General features: G+C 41.9%; 17 protein-coding genes. 10 read left to right on the forward strand and 7 right to left on the reverse strand.

Translation table 11 applies throughout. The annotated features are described in order from the left end of the window. Positions 1–11: 11 nt before the first annotated feature. Positions 12–599 carry a YqgE/AlgH family protein gene (locus tag ACOFKR_RS08040; protein ID WP_419803505.1) on the forward strand — a complete coding sequence of 196 codons (588 nt, stop codon included), beginning with the start codon at positions 12–14 and terminating at the stop codon, positions 597–599. Positions 600–714: 115 nt separating this feature from the next. On the opposite strand, the gene purE is transcribed toward ACOFKR_RS08040, so the two are convergent. From purE to ACOFKR_RS08055, 3 genes are read right to left on the reverse strand one after another with little or no spacing between them, the layout of a single operon-like run. Beyond that, positions 715–1,230, reverse strand: a complete 516-nt coding sequence (gene purE / locus ACOFKR_RS08045; RefSeq protein ID WP_419803506.1) for a 5-(carboxyamino)imidazole ribonucleotide mutase — start codon at positions 1,228–1,230, stop codon at positions 715–717. Positions 1,231–1,243: 13 nt separating this feature from the next. Then, the gene (locus tag ACOFKR_RS08050; RefSeq protein ID WP_419803507.1) at positions 1,244–2,080 is read right to left on the reverse strand and encodes a TlpA family protein disulfide reductase; all 837 of its coding nucleotides are present in this window, start codon (positions 2,078–2,080) and stop codon (positions 1,244–1,246) included. Positions 2,081–2,134: 54 nt separating this feature from the next. Next, a complete protein-coding gene (locus ACOFKR_RS08055; RefSeq protein ID WP_419803508.1) occupies positions 2,135–3,274 on the reverse strand; it encodes a 5-(carboxyamino)imidazole ribonucleotide synthase in 1,140 nt (379 codons plus the stop codon). A 251-nt stretch (positions 3,275–3,525) separates the two neighbouring features. Here ACOFKR_RS08055 and ACOFKR_RS08060 point away from each other — a divergent pair, with 251 nt between their 5' ends. The 5 genes from ACOFKR_RS08060 (at position 3,526) to ACOFKR_RS08080 (ending at position 9,246) form a co-directional block, all read left to right on the forward strand. Then, positions 3,526–4,644 carry an AI-2E family transporter gene (locus ACOFKR_RS08060; protein ID WP_419803509.1) on the forward strand — a complete coding sequence of 373 codons (1,119 nt, stop codon included), beginning with the start codon at positions 3,526–3,528 and terminating at the stop codon, positions 4,642–4,644. 274 nt (positions 4,645–4,918) lie between these two features. Further along, a complete protein-coding gene (locus ACOFKR_RS08065) occupies positions 4,919–5,044 on the forward strand; it encodes a hypothetical protein (RefSeq protein ID WP_419803510.1) in 126 nt (41 codons plus the stop codon). 272 nt (positions 5,045–5,316) lie between these two features. Further along, positions 5,317–6,846 carry a glutamine-hydrolyzing GMP synthase gene (gene guaA / locus ACOFKR_RS08070; protein ID WP_419803629.1) on the forward strand — a complete coding sequence of 510 codons (1,530 nt, stop codon included), beginning with the start codon at positions 5,317–5,319 and terminating at the stop codon, positions 6,844–6,846. Then, positions 6,833–8,083 carry an ABC transporter substrate-binding protein gene (locus ACOFKR_RS08075; RefSeq protein ID WP_419803511.1) on the forward strand — a complete coding sequence of 417 codons (1,251 nt, stop codon included), beginning with the start codon at positions 6,833–6,835 and terminating at the stop codon, positions 8,081–8,083. The genes guaA and ACOFKR_RS08075 overlap by 14 nt, the downstream gene beginning before the upstream one ends. Further along, positions 8,080–9,246, forward strand: coding sequence for an RsmB/NOP family class I SAM-dependent RNA methyltransferase (locus ACOFKR_RS08080; protein WP_419803512.1), 1,167 nt, complete (start codon positions 8,080–8,082; stop codon positions 9,244–9,246). The genes ACOFKR_RS08075 and ACOFKR_RS08080 overlap by 4 nt, the downstream gene beginning before the upstream one ends. A gap of 64 nt (positions 9,247–9,310) precedes the next feature. On the opposite strand, the gene ACOFKR_RS08085 is transcribed toward ACOFKR_RS08080, so the two are convergent. The 4 genes from ACOFKR_RS08085 to lpdA form a co-directional block, all read right to left on the reverse strand. Then, positions 9,311–10,171: a sigma-70 family RNA polymerase sigma factor gene (locus tag ACOFKR_RS08085; RefSeq protein ID WP_419803513.1), complete on the reverse strand. Its 861-nt coding sequence runs from the start codon at positions 10,169–10,171 to the stop codon at positions 9,311–9,313. Positions 10,172–10,325: 154 nt separating this feature from the next. Further along, positions 10,326–11,162 carry an MBL fold metallo-hydrolase gene (locus tag ACOFKR_RS08090; RefSeq protein ID WP_419803514.1) on the reverse strand — a complete coding sequence of 279 codons (837 nt, stop codon included), beginning with the start codon at positions 11,160–11,162 and terminating at the stop codon, positions 10,326–10,328. Positions 11,163–11,370: 208 nt separating this feature from the next. Further along, a complete protein-coding gene (locus ACOFKR_RS08095; protein WP_419803630.1) occupies positions 11,371–11,691 on the reverse strand; it encodes a DMT family transporter in 321 nt (106 codons plus the stop codon). Positions 11,692–11,819: 128 nt separating this feature from the next. Continuing rightward, entirely contained in the window at positions 11,820–13,208 is a 1,389-nt protein-coding gene (gene lpdA / locus ACOFKR_RS08100; protein WP_419803515.1) for a dihydrolipoyl dehydrogenase, read from the reverse strand. A 289-nt stretch (positions 13,209–13,497) separates the two neighbouring features. Between lpdA and ACOFKR_RS08105 the strand changes: the two genes are divergently transcribed. From ACOFKR_RS08105 to ACOFKR_RS08120, 4 genes are all read left to right on the forward strand, one after another. Beyond that, complete coding sequence (locus ACOFKR_RS08105; protein ID WP_419803516.1) at positions 13,498–16,824, forward strand: TonB-dependent receptor; 3,327 nt, start codon at positions 13,498–13,500, stop codon at positions 16,822–16,824. A gap of 112 nt (positions 16,825–16,936) precedes the next feature. Beyond that, the gene (locus ACOFKR_RS08110) at positions 16,937–17,476 is read left to right on the forward strand and encodes a C40 family peptidase (protein ID WP_419803517.1); all 540 of its coding nucleotides are present in this window, start codon (positions 16,937–16,939) and stop codon (positions 17,474–17,476) included. Positions 17,477–17,559: 83 nt separating this feature from the next. Beyond that, positions 17,560–17,682: a hypothetical protein gene (locus ACOFKR_RS08115; protein ID WP_419803518.1), complete on the forward strand. Its 123-nt coding sequence runs from the start codon at positions 17,560–17,562 to the stop codon at positions 17,680–17,682. A gap of 105 nt (positions 17,683–17,787) precedes the next feature. After that, a complete protein-coding gene (locus ACOFKR_RS08120; RefSeq protein ID WP_419803519.1) occupies positions 17,788–18,882 on the forward strand; it encodes an exonuclease domain-containing protein in 1,095 nt (364 codons plus the stop codon). Positions 18,883–19,111 lie beyond the last annotated feature (229 nt).

Below are 19,111 nucleotides of genomic sequence, written 5' to 3' on the forward strand. Positions count from 1 at the left end.
TCTGCAAATTTGTGGCACAACTAAAGGAAAACACGATGTTAAATACCATGAAACCGGCAACCGGCCGATTGCTTATTGCAGAACCTTTTATGTCAGACCCGGAATTTAAACGCTCTGTGATTTTGATTACCGAATATGCAACCGACGGAGTAGTTGGTTTTGTGCTGAACCACGCTTCCGGTTTGTACGTGAACGATGGCGTGATTGATTTCCCCGAAACGGATGCCAAACTATTTACCGGCGGCCCGTGCAACAATGAACGGTTGCATTTTTTGCACCGTTGCCCGGATAAGATTTCAGGCGGATTGGAAGTTGGCAACGGTATTTTTTGGGGCGGAGATTTTGAAGCCGTTAAAACTATGTTCCAGCTCAATTTGATTGGCAATCATGAAATCAAGTTTTTTTTGGGCTACTCCGGCTGGGGCACCGGGCAGCTGAACCGTGAACTGGAACTGAACAGCTGGATTGTATCCGATAAATTTAATCCTGATTTGATTTTTAATGATGAAGAAGAAAATTTGTGGAAAGATGCGGTTACAAACCTGGGCGAGCGGTATGCACATATCGTCAATTTCCCTACTGACCCACAACTGAATTAAGGTTGATGCTTCTTTTATGCGGTAATTTTAAGTGTCTTCCAAAAAAAGATTTCATAATTGAAAGAAGGTTCTGAAACGGGTTTGGAATGCTAAAACAACATGCTTTTTTTATCACCTAAAAATCACAATTAAAACCTTCCTGCTTCATTTCCGCAGCAGATTCTTCTACTTTTCTGGCCAGCTCATTTTTATATTGAATGAGGTTTTGAACCAAGCTTTCATCTCCAACAGCTAAAATTTGGGCAGCTAAAATACCGGCATTTTTAGCGGCGTTTAAAGCAACCGTAGCCACCGGAATCCCGTTTGGCATCTGCAAAATAGACAACACCGAATCCCAGCCATCAATAGAATTGCTGGATTTGATCGGCACGCCAATAACCGGCAAATGCGTTAACGAAGCCACCATTCCGGGCAAATGTGCCGCACCGCCAGCACCGGCAATAATCACTTTCAGGCCACGTTCTGCAGCAGATTTGGCATAACTGAACATGCGTTCCGGCGTGCGGTGTGCCGAAACAATGGTAAGTTCAAATGCAACGCCCAGTTCTTTTAAAACATCGGCAGCATCCTGCATCACCGGCAAATCGGATTTGCTGCCCATGATGATGCCGATTTTAACAGGTTGGTTCATGAGAATTTTTAGTTTAGTTTGCTGCTAAGTATTTATTTAAAATGGTAGAAATCGAATCTACATTACTTGGTTGAGGAGCTCTTGTTTCAACGATTTTACCATGTTTGTCAATAATTAAATATCTAGGCATAAAAACTACAGCTTTATTATTACGTATGCTTTGTTTATAAAGCTTATCATATTGATTATTATTTAAAAATAAATGGGTGCCTTCGATATTATACCTTTCAATTTGCTGTTTCCATAAATACCTATTTCCTTGCGATACGTATAAATAAGCAATATCATTTTTTAATTTATATTTATCCTTTAAAGGTTTTGTAAAGTTTCTAAACTCTTCTAAACATGGCCCGCAAGTTGTACCCCAAAAATCTACATATACTACTTTGCCATTAAAATTGGTATGATATAAATTATTGAGATTATCTTCATCATGTTGTAGCTCTACGAATTTAACTTTTTCATCTTGATAAAGCTTGGGAAGCAAAAGGACTTTTACTAAAACAAAACAAACAACTAAAGCAATACATGTAATTAAAGGTTTCATAAAGTTTGTCTTTTCGGTTTTTGCAAATAACCTAAAAAAATACAAGCTTAAAACAAAGAATATTATACTGATAAAACTCTTGATACACATAGCAGCCATCAATGTTTTGTTACTTTCTAATATTCTGTCTAAAATATCTGCTTTTTGTTGTACAGTAAAATTGTATGTATTTTGAACAGCATAAATCATTTCATCGTGTACTTCAGTTTTCCAACTTAGGGCATGTTTGGTAACATCTATCAACAATAATGGCGTAGTTGCTAATAAAATAGCTCCAATCCAGAAGAATTTTGATTTAATCATGGCTTGAACATTAATAGGTTTTTGAAAATATAAATATAACGGTTCGTTTGTACTCTAACTTACCACTTTCAAAGTATTCTGTACAAACCTCGCTTTTTCAATCGCTTTTTCGCGGTCGGCATCTACCACCGTAACATGACCCATTTTGCGCATGGGTTTGGTCAATGCTTTGCCATAAAGGTGCACGTAAACGCCTTCCAGCTTCAAAACGTCTTCCAGGCAATCGTAAATGGCTGGTCCTTCGTGGTCTGCTTCGCCTAAAATATTAACCATTATGGCGTTGTGTAAATTGGCCGTATCGCCCAAAGGCAGGTTAAAAATGGCACGCAAATGCTGTTCAAACTGCGAAACCACATTTCCTTCAATCGTTTGATGGCCGCTGTTGTGCGGGCGGGGTGCCAGTTCGTTCACCAAAATATTGCCTTGTTTGTCCAAAAACATTTCTACCGCCAGCAAACCTGTAATATTCAGTTTTTCTGCAATTTGCATGGCAATTTGCTGTGCTTTTTGCTGAATGTCAAAGCTGAGCAGGGAAGGCGAAATCAAGAATTCCACCAGGTTTGATTTTGGGTTGAATTCCATTTCCACCAGCGGAAAAGCTTTCATTTCGCCTTTACCGTTGCAAGCCACAATCACGGCTATTTCTTTTTCAAAATCAATCCATTCTTCAATCAAACTCGGCTCTGTAAAAGCACCGGCAAGGGAAGATTCATCCACCATTTTATAAACGCCGCGGCCATCATAACCGTCTTTCCGCAGTTTTTGGATGAAAGGAAACGGGATCGGGCTCTCTTTCAGTTCCTCTGCAGAAGAAATAATTTTGAAGGCGGCCGTCGGAATATCATTTTCTTTAAAAAACTGTTTTTGCAAACCTTTGTCCTGGATAAGGCGGATAATGCGCGATTGCGGGTAAACCAGCACGCCTTCGGTTTCTAATTGTGCAAGCGCATCTACATTCACTTTTTCAATTTCGATGGTAAGCAGGTCCACCTGTTTGCCAAAATTATAAACTGTATCATAATCGCTCAGAGCACCCACCACAAACTCGTCGCAAAGCTTGCGGCAGGGCGCATTGCGGTCAGGATCAAGTACTTTCACATTTACATTGTAATTAATGGCCTGCTGGATCAGCATCCGCCCCAACTGTCCGCCGCCTAAAATCCCCAGCTTTAAATCCCCGTAAAATGCTTTCATTTGATGATACAAATTTGTCCAAAAATACAAATTCAAACGTCCAAAATTTTTTGTCTGTTAAATTTTATAATATTGGTGCAACTGCTGCCGATTTTAGGTTGATAAAAGAAGCATCAGCAAGCGTTTTGGCGATGCTTCTTTTATCGGTATAAATTTGGTAAAAAAGTTCATCCTAAAAAGAAGCTGAACAAAAAAATACAACATCCGTTAACAAAGTTTTAATTGCCGCCTCTACTTTAAATCATCTTGAATTGAAAAAAAACAGACCACTTTATGCCCGCTGGGCTTACGTTTTGTTTATCCTGCTTGCATTGGGTTTTTTAATTACATCAGGTAAGCAGATCCTTTGTCCGCTGGTGTTTTCCGTTTTGTTTTCGCTGCTGCTGCTGCCCGTAAGCAAATATCTGGAAGAAAAATTTGGTCTGAAACGAAGCCTTGCCTCCATGTTATCGGTTATGCTGATGCTGGCTTTTATCACACTTATTTTATATCTGGTTGGCTCGCAAGTTGCTGATTTACTTGATGATTGGCCGCAAATGAAAGTGCAGCTGAACGCAACTTATTACCAAATTTTAGATTGGGTGAAAGCGAATTACCACGTGAACGCCAGCCGCCAAATCAGTTTGGTACACAGCGCAACCAATAATATTGGCGGCGGCACGGCGGCAATCGGTGTAACGCTGGTCACTGCTTCGGCAATTATGTTGTTTTGGGTTTTTGTAATTGTGGATACGTTTTTCCTGCTTTTGTACCGGCGTTTGCTGCTGCAGTTTTTAGTTGCCGTATTTAAAAAAGAAAATGCCATTGCCGTTTACGAGGTGGTAGAACGCGTTAAGTACATCATTTCCAAATACATTTTGGGCTTACTGCTGGAGATGACCATCGTATCGGCCGTTTGCTGTACCGTATTTTTGATCGGTGGCTTAAAATACGCTTTGCTGCTCGGTTTAATCACCGGTTTGTTCAATATTATACCTTATGTTGGCATTGCTACTGCATTACTGATCAGTACGTTGGTAACGTTAAGCAGCGGTGCGGAAGCCGGTAAAATATTCCTGGTCATGGCCACCACGGTGGCCATGCACCTGATAGACAGCAACGTTTTACTGCCGGTGATCGTGGGTTCTAAAGTACGTATCAATGCTTTGATCACCATTCTCGGCGTGGTTTTGGGCGAAATGCTTTGGGGGATCCCGGGCATGTTTTTGTCCATTCCGGTGATCGCGATCCTGAAAATAATTTTTGACCGGGTAGAAAGTCTGCAACCCTGGGGCCTGCTTTTGGGTGATGAGGTTTTAGAACCGGAAGTGCTGGAAACCAAAACTTTTGTTGAAGAAAGTAGCGCAGAACCCGATACAGTAATCCGTTGAAATTAGGTTGATAAAAGAAGCATTCAGCACAAATAATAAACGCTATAAATCATCGCCATTAAGAGCCGTTTGCAAGATCGCCACCCAGGAGCGAGGGCTTGAATGCCGCCCGGAGGCGATACGGCATTCTTGAACTTTTGGTTCTTTTGTTTCAAGACAAAAGAACGTAAAACCAGGCAACCGAAGGTTTGCTTAATCAACCATGCTTCTTTTATCAACTAATTTTTTGTATTTGATCAGGAACTGCGTTCCCTCTTCTCTTTCTTTTTCCTTGATGAAAAAGAAACAAAAAATCAAGGCAAACCCGATCGCCTCCGGGCGTTTTGCCGGGCAGCCGCACCTGGGTGGTTACTTGTCCTGCGCCTCTGCAAACTTCAAAACTGCAAAAGGTAAAAAATAGGTGATAAAAGAAGCATCGAACAAAAATAAAACAACGCTATAAATCATGGCTATAAAGGATCGTTTGCAAGATCGGCACCTTTAAGGTAACCACGCAGGCGCGCCGGGCCGAATGCCGCCCGGAGGCGATCCGCATTGCTTGAACTTTTGGTTCTTTTGTTTCAAGACAAAAGAACGTAACAGCAAGCAACCGCAGGTTTGCTTAAATCGCATACTGTTTTTATCGCCCAAAAATCCAATTTTACCGTTTCGGCAGATTCTGTATCTTCGCGGATGCAAGAAAAAATTATCATTCTTGATTTCGGCTCGCAGTTTACCCAGCTTATTGCCCGCCGCGTCCGCGAACTCAGCATTTACTGCGAAATCCATCCCTTCAACCATCTTCCCGAGTTTGATGAATCTGTAAAAGGAGTTATTTTGTCCGGCAGCCCGTATTCAGTACGGCAGATTGATGCACCAAGTTTCGAGTTCAAATTGTTTCATGGCAAGCTGCCGGTTTTGGGCGTTTGCTATGGCGCGCAATTTCTGGCGCACCACAACGGAGGCGAGGTTTTGGCCTCCAGCACACGCGAATATGGCCGTGCGCACCTGCAGTACATCAACCCAGAAAACCCGCTGTTCAAACAAATTCCGGGCAATTCGCAGGTTTGGATGTCGCACGGTGATACGATTTCTTCAATTGCGGATGATTTTGAAATTATTGCCAGCACAGATTCTGTAAAAGTCGCCGCTTATCAAATTAAAGGCACACAAACTTATGGTATCCAGTTTCACCCGGAAGTAACACACAGCATTGATGGCAAGCAGTTATTGCAAAATTTTCTGGTAGATATCTGCGGATGTCGGCAGGATTGGACGGCCGATTCTTTTGTAGAAACAACCATAGCCGGGCTTAAAGAAAAACTGGGCGATGACCGGGTGGTTTTGGGCCTTTCCGGCGGCGTTGATTCATCGGTTGCGGCGGTTTTGCTGCACCATGCCATCGGCCCAAACCTGCATTGCATTTTTGTGGACAACGGATTGCTGCGGAAGGATGAATTTCAATCCGTTCTGGATTCGTACCAGCACATGGGGCTGAACGTAAAAGGTGTAAATGCCAAACAGCGTTTTTACGATGCGCTGCAGGGCTTGTCTGATCCGGAGCAAAAACGAAAAGCCATTGGCCGTATTTTTATCGAGGTTTTTGACGATGAAGCACATCGTATCGAAAACGTAAAATGGCTGGGGCAAGGCACAATTTATCCGGACGTAATCGAATCTGTTTCGGTGAAAGGGCCATCGGCAACTATCAAATCGCACCACAACGTAGGCGGTTTGCCGGATTTTATGAAGCTAAAAGTAGTAGAACCTTTAAATACATTGTTTAAAGACGAAGTGCGTAAAGTGGGTAAAGCTTTGGAAATTGATCCGGACATTTTAGGCCGACATCCCTTCCCGGGCCCGGGTTTGGCTATCCGGATTTTAGGTGAAGTAACGCCCGAAAAAATCGCCATTTTGCAGGAAGCTGATGCCATCTACATCAATAATTTGAAAGCCGCAGGCGTTTATGACCAGGTTTGGCAGGCCGGAGCCATTTTTTTACCCGTGCAATCGGTTGGGGTGATGGGTGACGAGCGCACATATGAAAATGTGATTTGCCTGCGCGCCGTAGAATCGCTGGACGGGATGACGGCCGATTTTTGCCATTTGTCTTTCAACTTGCTTGGGAAAATATCAAACGAAATTATCAATAATGTTAAAGGAATTAACCGCGTTGTGTACGATATCAGTTCAAAACCACCGGCAACAATTGAGTGGGAGTAGGGCAATACTGTTTTTATCGGTATTTTTTTTGGCTGCTTGTTCGCCCAAAATCCGGCCGGTAGTACAGCCGCAGCCTCGGCCCAAAACGCAGGGGCAAATCGATCAGGAAAAAGCACAAGCAGAAAAAGCTGCGGCAAAACCGGCAGAAACGCCGAAAGTGGTTAAGCCAAACCGCATTCCTGCTATCGCCTTACTTTTGCCTTTTAACCTGGACAATATTGATTTCAGCAACAACACTTCTACCAAAAATCTGCTGAAAACCAACATTGCGGTTGATTTTTATGAGGGTTTTAAGCTGGCATTGGATTCGCTTTCCGGCAGCGGGCAAAGCTTTAAATTAACGGTTTTTGATACAAAAGATGAAGTGAGCCAGGCGCAAAAATTTTCTCAAACCCCGGCCATCCGCACCAGTGATTTAATTGTTGGCCCGGTTTTTCCGGCTGGTGTACAGGCGTTTTCGGCCGATATAAACAGTTTGCACAAACCGCTGGTTTCCCCGCTTTCGGCGGCTTCCCCGGAAAATTACAACAACCCTAATCTGATTACTTTAACGCCGCCGCTGGAGTTTCATGCCTGGCGCGCGGCCAAATACATTCAGGAAAATATCCATCCAAAAACAGTATATATTTTGCGTTCGGGTTTTTCCGAAGAAAATAAATATATTTTACCCTTTAAAAACAGCATCGACAGTTTAAGCCACAAGCAGATCAAAATAGTTGATGTGGTTGTTTCGAAAGGTAATTTTACGCCATTGCTGCCAAAACTTTCTAAAACTTCGGAAAACGTTTTTGTAATTGCCGCAACAGATCGTGCTTTTTTAAGCGTTACCCTAAATGCTTTGGGTGCTTTAGCGGATACATACCCGGTGCAGCTTTTCGGTCATCCAAACTGGGGCAAAGCTACTTTTTTACAGCCCGAATTGCTGGAAAAACTGCATACCTGCATCACTTCCGCAGCGCAAATTGATTATAAATCCGCAGAAACGATCAATCTGATCCGAAATTTCCGTAAAGTTTATCATACCGAACCGAGCGAATATGCGCTTAAAGGTTTTGATACGGGAATGTATTTTGCCAGGCTTGCTGCCATTCCCGGTTTTGATTTCAAATATTTGCAAAACGCACCTGCCGATGTGCAAAGCAATTATGATTTTGTACTGAAAAAAGGCTACGGCTGGATCAATACAAACGTGCAGGTGCTGAAATACGATAATTATACGCTGAAACCAGTGCAATGAGGGCAGAAAATCAGCTGCGGACGTTTTTGATTTTACTGGAAAATTATCCGGCAGAAACGCCATTGTACAAGTTTTTGCCGGGCTATTTCAGGCTGAACAAAAAAATGGGTTCTACAGACCGGAGGATTGCTTCGAGGCTGATTTACAATTACTTCCGGTTAGGAAAAGCGTTGAAAAACTATCCGCCGGAAGAACGTTTGTTTGCTGCCGAATTTTTATGCAACAACCAGGAAAACTCGTTTTTAGGTTTTTTTAAACCTGAACTGGCCGCACAGATTGCCTTGCCGGTTGCCGATAAAATTTTGATCCTGCAAAAACAGTATCCGGATTTCAGGCTGGAAGATGTTTTTCCGTTTGCAGGACATTTATCCGCAGGGATCGACCCAATGCTGTTTTTACCGTCCTTTTTTTTGCAGCCGGATTTGTTTATACGAGTCCAGAAGGGGCATGAATCAGCCGTGAAAAGAATCCTGACCGATGCTGGCCTAATTTTAAAAACGAAAGACGGACAATGTCTGTCACTTCCCAACGGAACAAAACTGGATCAAATTTTTCCGGCGCAGCGTTTTTTTGAAGTGCAGGACGAATCTTCGCAGATGACCGCGCACTATTTTCAACCCAAAAAATGGGAAAACTGGTGGGATGCCTGCGCTGCTTCGGGCGGAAAAACGTTGCTTTTACATGCGTTGGAGCCGGACTTAAAATTAGTGGTTTCGGATATCCGAGAATCGGTTTTGGATAACCTGGACGAGCGTTTTATGTTGGCCGGGATCAAAAAATATCAGAAAAAAGTAATTGACCTGACCCAAAACTTTGATTCTGTTTTACATGATTATGCTTTTGACGGGATTATCTTGGATGCGCCCTGCACCGGCTCTGGCACCTGGGGCAGGACGCCGGAAATGATCAGTCAGTTTTCGGTTTCGCGGATTGCGTTTTTCCAGCAGTTACAAAAAACGATCGGCCTGAACGTGCTGAAATATTTAAAGCCTGGAAAACCGCTGATTTACATCACTTGTTCTGCCTTCCGCGAAGAAAATGAGGAAGTTGTAAATTACCTTGTAAAAGAAGCAAAGCTGATTTTAGTAGCTTCGGAATTGTTGAAAGGTTATGAGCGAAAATCTGATACGATGTTTGTGGCGCGGCTGCTTAAACCGCTGTAATCAGAAATTAAGTCATAAAAAAAGCTTCATTGCCAAAAACTTTTTAAAGTATGTGCCGGGAAACCTATCCCAAATAAGATTTCAATATTTTGCTGCGCGAAGTATGGCGCAAACGCTGCAAAGCTTTGTCTTTAATCTGTCGGACACGTTCGCGCGTTAAGCTGAATTTTTCGCCGATTTCTTCTAATGAAAACGGACTGTTTCCGCCTAAACCAAAAAATAATATTAAAATTTCGCGTTCTCGTTCCGTTAATGAAGATAAAGAACGCCTGATTTCTTCTGCCAAAGATTCATCAATCAGCATCGAATCGGTATTCGGTTCCTTGTTGCCCAGCACATCCAGCAACGTATTTTCTTCGCCGGTAACAAATGGCGCGTCCATCGAAACGTGGCGGCCGGAGTTGCTCAGCGTGTCAGAAATCTTATCAACGGTCGTTTCCAGCGTATCGGCCAGTTCTTCCGGAGAAGGTTCGCGCTCGTATTCCTGCTCTAATTTGGAAAAAGCCTTGCTGATTTTGCTCAACGAACCTACCTGATTAAGCGGCAAACGCACAATCCGCGATTGCTCGGCAATGGCTTGCAAAATGGATTGACGGATCCACCAAACGGCGTAGGAAATAAATTTGAAGCCTTTGGTTTCGTCAAAACGTTTGGCCGCTTTAATTAAACCCAGGTTTCCTTCGTTGATCAAATCACCCAGCGTAAGTCCTTGATTTTGATATTGTTTTGCTACCGAAACCACAAATCGGAGATTGGTTTTTGTCAGTCTTTCCAACGCTGCCTGATCGCCTTCCCGGATTTTTTGTGCTAATATTACTTCCTCTTCTGCGGTAATTAAATCAACTTTCCCAATCTCGTGAAGGTATTTGTCCAATGATTGCGACTCACGATTGGTTATGGATTGGGTTATTTTGAGTTGTCTCATTTATAAATGCTGCCTTATCTGATTTATCCGGGTTAAAGTATCCAAAAATAAAAAATATCTGTAAAAAAATACGAATGTGTAAAACAGAATAAACATTTAATGGTATCGCGGAAATTGTTTGCTTGAAAACAATGCCGATGCTTCTTTTATCCACCTAAATATCAGCTAATTTGAAGGTTTGATCTAAGCGGATACCTTTTTCAGTTTTTTTTACGGTACAGCATTCGTTTTCTGCATCGTGCTCAAAAAACAGGATGTAGTTTTTCGTGGCGGCTTCTTCCAGAAATGCTTTTTTCTCTTTCAAAGTTTGCAACGGAAACATATCATAAGCTGGGATATATGGCAGCGGAATGTGTCCGGCAGTCGGGATCAGATCGGCCACGTAAACCAGCGTTTGGTTTTTGTAGTGGATTTGCGGCAGCATCATCGCTTCGGTGTGGCCGGAAACAAATCTCACCAAAAAAATATCGGTAAAAGAAGCATCGGCCGGATTGATAAATTGCAATTGCCCGCTTTGCTGCAAAGGCAAAATGTTCTCCTTCAAAAAAGAAGCTTTTTCGCGATCGTTCGGGTTGATTGCCCAGTCCCAGTGTTTTTGGTTGCTCCAGTAAGTTGCATTTTTGAAAGCTGGTTTAAGCTGAGCGTTTTCTGAGATTACCGCGCCGCCAACATGATCGAGGTGTAAATGTGTAAGAAAAACGTCGGTAATGTCATCGGCAGAAAAACCTTTTTCCCGGAGCGATTTTGTTAACGAACCATCGCCGTGCAAATGATAATAACTTAAAAACTTTTCGCTTTGTTTATCGCCGATGCCGGTATCGATCAAAATCAGGCGGTTTTCGTGCCTGATCAGCAGGCAGCGCATGGCCAGCGTGCACAAATTTTGCTCATCTGCCGGATTGGTTTTTTGCCAGATTGTTTTGGGCACTACGCCAAACATGGCACCGCCGTCTAATTTAAACAATCCGGTGTTGATGGTATGGAGTTGCATGGAAAATTTATCGGATTAACTTAATAGGAAGTATGAAGCACAAACTATTTAAGTAATTGGAAGTTTGGATTTGAAATTGTTTTGCAATTGATGCAAAGCATCATTCAATGCTGATTTTATCACCGTAAAAACTAAATTTTATCCGTTAATCTCTAAAAATTCAGGCATTTAAACAAAAATAAGAATTAATGTAATACCAACTTTATCCTTAATCCTTCGTTACCAGTTTTAAACCTAAGATAGAAGCAATCAGCATAAAAATAAAAAACAACCGCCAAAAATCTGCCGGTTCTTTAAAAATGAAAATGCCGATCAAAACAGAACCCGCTGCCCCGATACCTGTCCAAACGGCATAAGCAGTACCGATGGGCAAAGTCTGGATAGCTTTGTTCATCAGCAAAAAGCTTAAAATTATGCAGATAAAAAAAGCAATACTCCATTTTAAATTGCTGAAATTGTTGGAAAACTTGAGGCAGGTGGTAAAACCAACTTCAAACAAACCGCCCAAAATAAGATAGAACCAGGCCATACAGGATTGTTGATTTATGCAGATAAAAGAAGCATTGCCAACCATTTTTTCTGCAAACACAAAAACCTGCGCTGCCACAGGTTTTTGTATGATAAAAGAAGTATTGATTGAACACTAAAACAGCCAAATTATAAATGGATCACTTCGCCATAAGCATCGGCGGCGGCTTCCATCACGGCTTCGCTCATGGTTGGGTGCGGATGTACAGAAGTAATGATTTCGTGCCCGGTTGCTTCCAGTTTTCGTGCGGTAACTACTTCGGCAATCATTTCGGTTACGTTGTTTCCGATCATGTGCGCACCCAAAAATTCGCCGTACTTGGCATCAAAGATCACTTTTACAAAACCATCTTTGGCACCGGATGCACTTGCTTTTCCTGAAGCTGAGAATGGAAATTTACCAACTTTGATATCAAAACCAGCTTCTCGTGCCGCTTTTTCGGTATATCCAACGGAAGCAATTTCCGGGGAGCAATAGGTACAGCCCGGAATGTTGTTGTAATTTAAAGGTTCCGGGTTTTTCCCGGCAATTTTCTCCACACAAATAATCCCTTCCGCAGAAGCAACGTGCGCCAACGCCTGGCCCATCACAATATCACCAATGGCAAAAACGCCTTCTACATTGGTTTTGTAAAAATTATCAACCAAAATTTTGCCTTTTTCGGTTTTGATGCCCAGTTCTTCCAAGCCCAAATTTTCCAGGTTAGTTTGCACGCCAACCGCAGATAGCACGATATCTGCCTCAATCACCTCGTTGCCTTTTGGGGTTTTGATGTTTACTTTACATTTTTCGGCAGAGCTGTCAACAGATTCTACCGTGCAGCCCGTCATGATATTGATACCGATTTTTTTGAACGAACGTGCCAGTTGCTTGGAAACGTCTTCATCTTCTACCGGAACAATATTGTCCAGATATTCAACCACCGTAACTTTTGTGCCGATGGAATTATAAAAATATGCGAATTCTACACCGATTGCCCCGGAACCTACTACAACCATACTTTGCGGCTGTTTCGGCAGGTTCATGGCCTGGCGGTAACCGATCACTTTTACGCCGTCCTGTTTCAAGTTAGGCAATTCGCGCGAGCGGCTGCCGGTTGCCAGGATGATGTTTTTAGCGGTATATTCTTTGGCCGGACCGTCGGCAGCTTTCACTTCTACGGCACCTTTTCCTTTTAATTTACCGGTACCCATGATGACATCGATCTTGTTTTTTTTCATCAAAAACTGGATGCCTTTGCTCATGCCATCGGCCACACCGCGGCTGCGTTTGATGATGCTGCCGAAATCAACTTCGCTGCCGTTTACCTTTAAACCGTATTCTTCTGCATGGTTGATATATTCAAAAACCTGTGCACTTTTTAACAAAGCTTTTGTAGGGATACAGCCCCAGTTAAGGCAGATGCCACCTAAAGATTCTTTTTCGATGACGGCAGTTTTTAAACCCAACTGTGCCGCACGGATGGCAGCTACATAACCGCCCGGGCCAGTGCCAATAACGATGACATCGTAATTCATATCAGAAATTCCTTTTAATATTTATGGCCGAAATTAAATAAAAAGCCTGAAAAAAACATGGTAAAAACAGTATTGCCAAAGCTTTAACAGGTTTGTTTTTTTGATTCGATTTTTTAAAAAAAGACACATAATGCTGATTAATTAATATTTTTCTGAATGTTTGGTTAATCAATGTTGAAAATCTTTGCTAATTGTTAATATTAAATTAACCTTGTTGAGAAAGTGATTGGTTATATTTGCCAAAAAACAGGTTTATCTAAAAACTATTAAACAAAAACAACAAACAAGTATGAGAAAACACTTACTTCTCTTGTTCTTTTCACTATTTGCGGTAAATTTTGCCTTTGCGCAGGTTACAACAAGCAGTTTAAACGGTGTAATTAAAGACTCGAAGGGTGTAGCTTTGATCGGAGCTACCATTCAGGCTACCCACTTGCCCAGCGGTACAAGATATGGCACAGCCACAAACGCAGATGGAAGGTACGCTATCCCTAACATGCGCGTTGGCGGTCCTTATTCGGTAACTATAAGCTACATTGGTTATCAGGCCAAAACAGAAAACGATATAGTTTTAACATTAGGTCAGAATTATGTTTTAAACAGTGTATTACAAAGCAGTACAGAGTTAAAGGAAGTTACAGTTGTTGCAACAACATCAAGGCTGCTCAACTCCAGCCATGAAGGTTCCACCACAAATATTAGTTCAAGAGATATTGGTAACCTGCCAACTATCGGCCGTAATATCAATGAATTGTCGCGTTTAACCCCTCAGGCAACATCTACCAGCAACGGTGCAATCGGCGGTGGTAACTATCGCCAGAACAACATCACGGTTGATGGTTCTAATTTCAATAATCAATTTGGTATCGGTAGTAATTTGCCAGCCAATGGGGCTCCAATTTCTATTGATGCGTTAGAAGAAATATCTGTTAACGTTTCTCCTTTTGATGTTAAACAATCCGGTTTCATCGGGAGTGCGTTAAACGCCGTTACAAAATCCGGTACAAACGAGTTTAGGGGGACTGCCTATACGTTTTTCAGAAATCAAAGCCTGCAGGGAAATTTAGTAAACCGTTCTTCATTTGTTAAACAGGCAACCCAACAAAATACTTATGGCTTTGCAATAGGCGGGCCAATTATTAAGAATAAATTATTTTTCTTCGGTAATTTTGAAACCTACAAAAATGAATATCCGGGCCAGCAATTTACTGCATCAACACCTGATAATCCTTATTCAGCAACTTCTACTACTGTTAAAAGACCTATGGCTTCTGTTTTAGATGGCTACCGTCAAACTTTAATATCTAAATATGGTTACGATCCGGGTGCATATCAGGGTTATGGCTTCAAATCAACCAACACAAAATTTTTAGGTAAGTTAGATTGGAACATCAACGATAATAACCATTTTAATGTACGTTATAGCCAGGTAGAAAGCCGGACACCAAGCTTTGTAAGTACATCCAGAAGTCCGCTGCCTAGTTTTACACAAACCCGCACCAGCCAGTATGCGCTGCAATTTGCTAACTCTAATTATTACCAGGATCAGAATTTATACTCTTTATCTGCAGAGTTAAATTCCAGCTTCAATCTGTTCAATACCAAATTAGCAAACACCTTGAGAGGAACTTTTGATCATCAAAATGATCCGCGCAGTTCAGACAGTCAGGTATTTCCGTTTGTAGATATTTTAAACAATACAACAAGCGTTACGCCAGGCGGAACTTATCCTTATACTTCTTTTGGTTACGAGCCTTTTACTTATGGTAACCTTCGGGATGTAAGAACTTATTCTTTTTATGATTATTTAAACTGGACAACCGGCATCCATTCCTGGACTGTTGGCGGACAGGCAGAATTCAGTAAAATCAAAAATGGTTTTCAGCGTTTCGGAACGGGTTATTATACTTTTGATTCGTGGGATTCGTTTATTGGCGGAAAAAATCCGACCGACTATGCAATTACTTACCCAATTAATTCTGATTATCATCAGGTATTCCCCAGCTTTAAGTTTGCACAGTATTCTGTTTATGGCCAGGATGACATTACTTTTTCTGATAAATTCAGAATATCACCCGGAATCAGGTTCGATTTACCGACTTATCCGGGCGTAGATGAAATCCGTACACATCCTTTGGTAGCTGCCCTTAATTTTAACGGTACAACTATCAATACCGGTGAATTGCCAAAAACACGTATAATGGTTTCTCCCAGAATCGGTTTCAACTATGATATTTTTGGAGACAGGTCTTTACAAATTCGTGGCGGTACAGGTATTTTTACCGGTACAATTCCTTATGTGTGGATCGTAGCTCAATCCGGAGATTCCGGTTTGTTGCAGTTTACTAAAACCTACTCAGGAGTAAATAGCACTCCCGGGCCGTTTAATCCTGACCCAAGAGCATATCTCCCTGCAACACCTCCGGCTGCAGGAACAACCATACCTAGTACAATTAGTGTGATGGACCCTAACCTGAAATTCCCGCAGGCCTGGAAAAGTACATTAGCTGTTGACGGTAAATTACCTTTCGGGATTGTAGGTACTTTAGAAGGTATTTATAACAAAGATATCAACCCGGTAAGAGGAATTAACCCTAATCTGGTAAACCCAAGTAACCTGAACGTTGCCGGCTACCCGGACAGCCGTTTAGTTTATCCTGCAACCAACTCAACAAAGTTTATTTACCCCTTAACTTCTGCCGGTTTAGCGGTACCCACCGGTACTACAACCGGAACACAGGCATTTAATCCGGTAATTTTAACCAACGGTAAAGGCGGTTACTACTATTCAATAACAGCCAGATTACAGAAAACCTTCCAAAAAGGTTTTAGCGGATCCATAGCTTACATTCACAGTGAGGCCAAAAATCTGTTTGATGGAAGCGGAGATCAGCTGTTGAATACCTGGACTACAAATTATGTATCAGGTAATGCCAATAACCCTGGTTTGTCAACTGCAAGTTACGTGGTTCCTGATCGTATTGTGGCTAATTTTTCTTATCGCAGAGAATATTTAAAGCACCTGGCTACTACATTATCTTTATTTTATGAAGGTTCTATAGATGGCCGTTACACTTATTACTATGGTGCTGATTTCAACCGGGATGGTCAAACTAATGATTTGATTTATATTCCAAAAAACCCTTCAGAAATTACCTTTGTATCCAACACGATCAATGGTATAACCTATACACCGCAACAACAAAGTGATGCCTTCTTTGCCTACATCGCTCAGGATAAGTATTTAAGTAAACATATGGGAGAATATACTACCAGAAATGGTGCTACTTACCCATGGAGAAGTCAGTTTGATTTTAAATTTATCCAGCAATTATTTACCAATGTTGGCGGAAAGCGCAATACATTAGAGTTTACCTGGGATGTATTTAATATTGGCAACTTCTTAAATAATCGTTGGGGAGTACATAAATTAGTTAACGCAAGTGCTATTTTAACGCCTACCAATACCACTGCTTTGGTAGCTGGCGGTACAGTTAAACCAACTTTTAGGTTGGCTGCTGATAGAGGTGCTTTAGTTTCATCAACTTTTAGAGACGATGTTACGCTAAATTCTACTTATTACATGCAGTTTGGTTTGCGATACCGGTTTAACTAAAACCAAGTGCTTCAAGATAGGACCTCCGGCTAATAACCGGAGGTTTTTTATTTTAAACACATGCTGTTTTTAGCCGTAAAAATCAGACTTGCAATTAATTATCTTTACAGCGATGCGTGTTCCCAAAACCTTTTTGTACATACTTCTTTTACCGATACTTTTTTCGGCCTGCAAATCGCGCAAGCATGTTTTAAAAGGAGAACCCGGCGAAATTGTACAGCCCGCAGCATCCATCAGCCAAAAATATTCTACAATGATGGGCGTTGATGAAAGCCAGATCAGCAACGGAAGATTGTACACTTTTATCGATCAGTGGCTGGGCACGCCTTACCGTTTCGGCGGTTTGGACAAGGATGGCATAGATTGTTCCGGTTTTGCCTTATTGTTGGAACAGCAGGTTTACGGCATCAATTTGCCGCGGATGACCAGCCAGCAGGTAACCGTTATCAAACGAAAATACGAAGAGCAATTGCAGGAAGGTGATCTGGTTTTTTTTGATTTCGATGGCAAAAAGTTTAGTCACGTAGGCGTTTATCTGCAAAACGATTACGTGGTACATGCCAGCACCAAAAAAGGGATTATGCTGGTAAAACTGCACGACCCGGCGATGTACAAATATTTTTCTCGCTGCGGATCAGTTGTGTCAGAATAAATTTAGGTTGATAAAAACAGCATCAGCCCAAATTTATACCGATAAAAGAAGCATTTTTGTAAACCTGAAATTGCTGATTTATCATGCCAAAACCAAAAGAAGATTATTCCTTCTGGACGAAATACAAACGTTTTGCCGGCACAGAAATTTTGCTTTACGTAATTATGGTGGTCGGGATCATCGCCGGTATTTTGATTTTTGGCTGATCTAAGTCAATTTTTTACCGATAAAAGAAGCATTCTTCAACTTAAACAACCCTGTCCGTTTTTCGGTTAAAATGCTTTTTACCACCTTTGCACTTTATCAAACACATGAAATTAAACTTAAAACGTCCGCTGGCATTTTTCGACCTGGAAACCACCGGCGTACACATTGGCAACGACCGGATTGTAGAAATGTCGGTCATCAAAATCAACCCGGACCAAACCGAAGAAGTAAAAACCTGGCGCGTAAATCCCGCAATGCCAATCCCGCTGGAATCTTCGCTGGTACATGGCATTTATGATGAAGATATTAAAGATGAACCCGTTTTTAAAGCCATTGCTGCCGAGGTTGCCGCGTTTTTGGGCGAAAGTGATTTGGCGGGATACAATTCCAACAAGTTTGACATCCCGATGCTGATGGAAGAATTTCTGCGCGCCGAAGTGGATTTGGACCTGGAAAACAGAAATTTTGTAGATGTGCAGAACATTTTCCACCAGATGGAGCAGCGGACTTTGCGCGCGGCGTATCAGTTTTACTGCGGAAAAGACATCGTCAACGCACACTCTGCCGAAGCCGATACGCGCGCCACAATGGAAGTTTTGTTATCTCAATTGGATAAATACGAAGGCGTGGAATGGGAGAATAAAAAGGGCGTAAAAACAGTACCGGTGTTGAACGATGTGGAAGCGTTGCATCAGTTTACCAACCTTTCCAAGCCGGTTGATTTTGCCGGACGCATGGTTTTTAACGAAGCCGGGGAAGAGACTTTTAACTTTGGCAAGCACAAAGGCAAAAGGGTAGAAGATGTTTTTCAGATCGAGCCAAGTTATTATGCGTGGATGATGCACGGCGATTTTCCACTTTATACCAAACGCCGGTTGGATGCAATCTACAAACGCTGGACAGCCAAAAAAAACCTGGCCAAACCGCAGCCGCAGCCCAAGCCGGAAGTACCAAACAAGCAGGAGCAACCAAAGCAGGAACAACCAAAACCTATGCAGCCGAAGCCTGAAAACCAGCATCAGCCCAAACCTTTTGTTAAACCTGTACAGGCGGAAAACCAACCAAAGCATCAGCATAACCAACAGCAGAAACCGCAGCATAAACCCAGCTATCCGCAGCAGCCACGCCGCGAAGACAAACCCGCCGAACCGATCAACGACGATATGCTGGCGCAGTTAAAGCTGAAGTTTGGGAAGTGAGCCATACTGTTTTTATCGGTACAATTTCATGCTCATCGGTTTAAGAACTGTTGCTGCTGTATTTTTTTGGACGGTATTTAGGTTTGTTCAGGTTAGATCATAAACATTTATAATGCTTCTTTTATGCCTATAAATTTTAATTGTACACCGATCCGATATAAAAAGTACCGGATTTTAAAGATTTTATGTGGTAAAAGAAGTATGGACAATTGTTGAAAAAAATTAAACT

The organism is Mucilaginibacter sp. (assembly GCF_965201005.1).
GTDB lineage: Bacteria > Bacteroidota > Bacteroidia > Sphingobacteriales > Sphingobacteriaceae > Mucilaginibacter_A.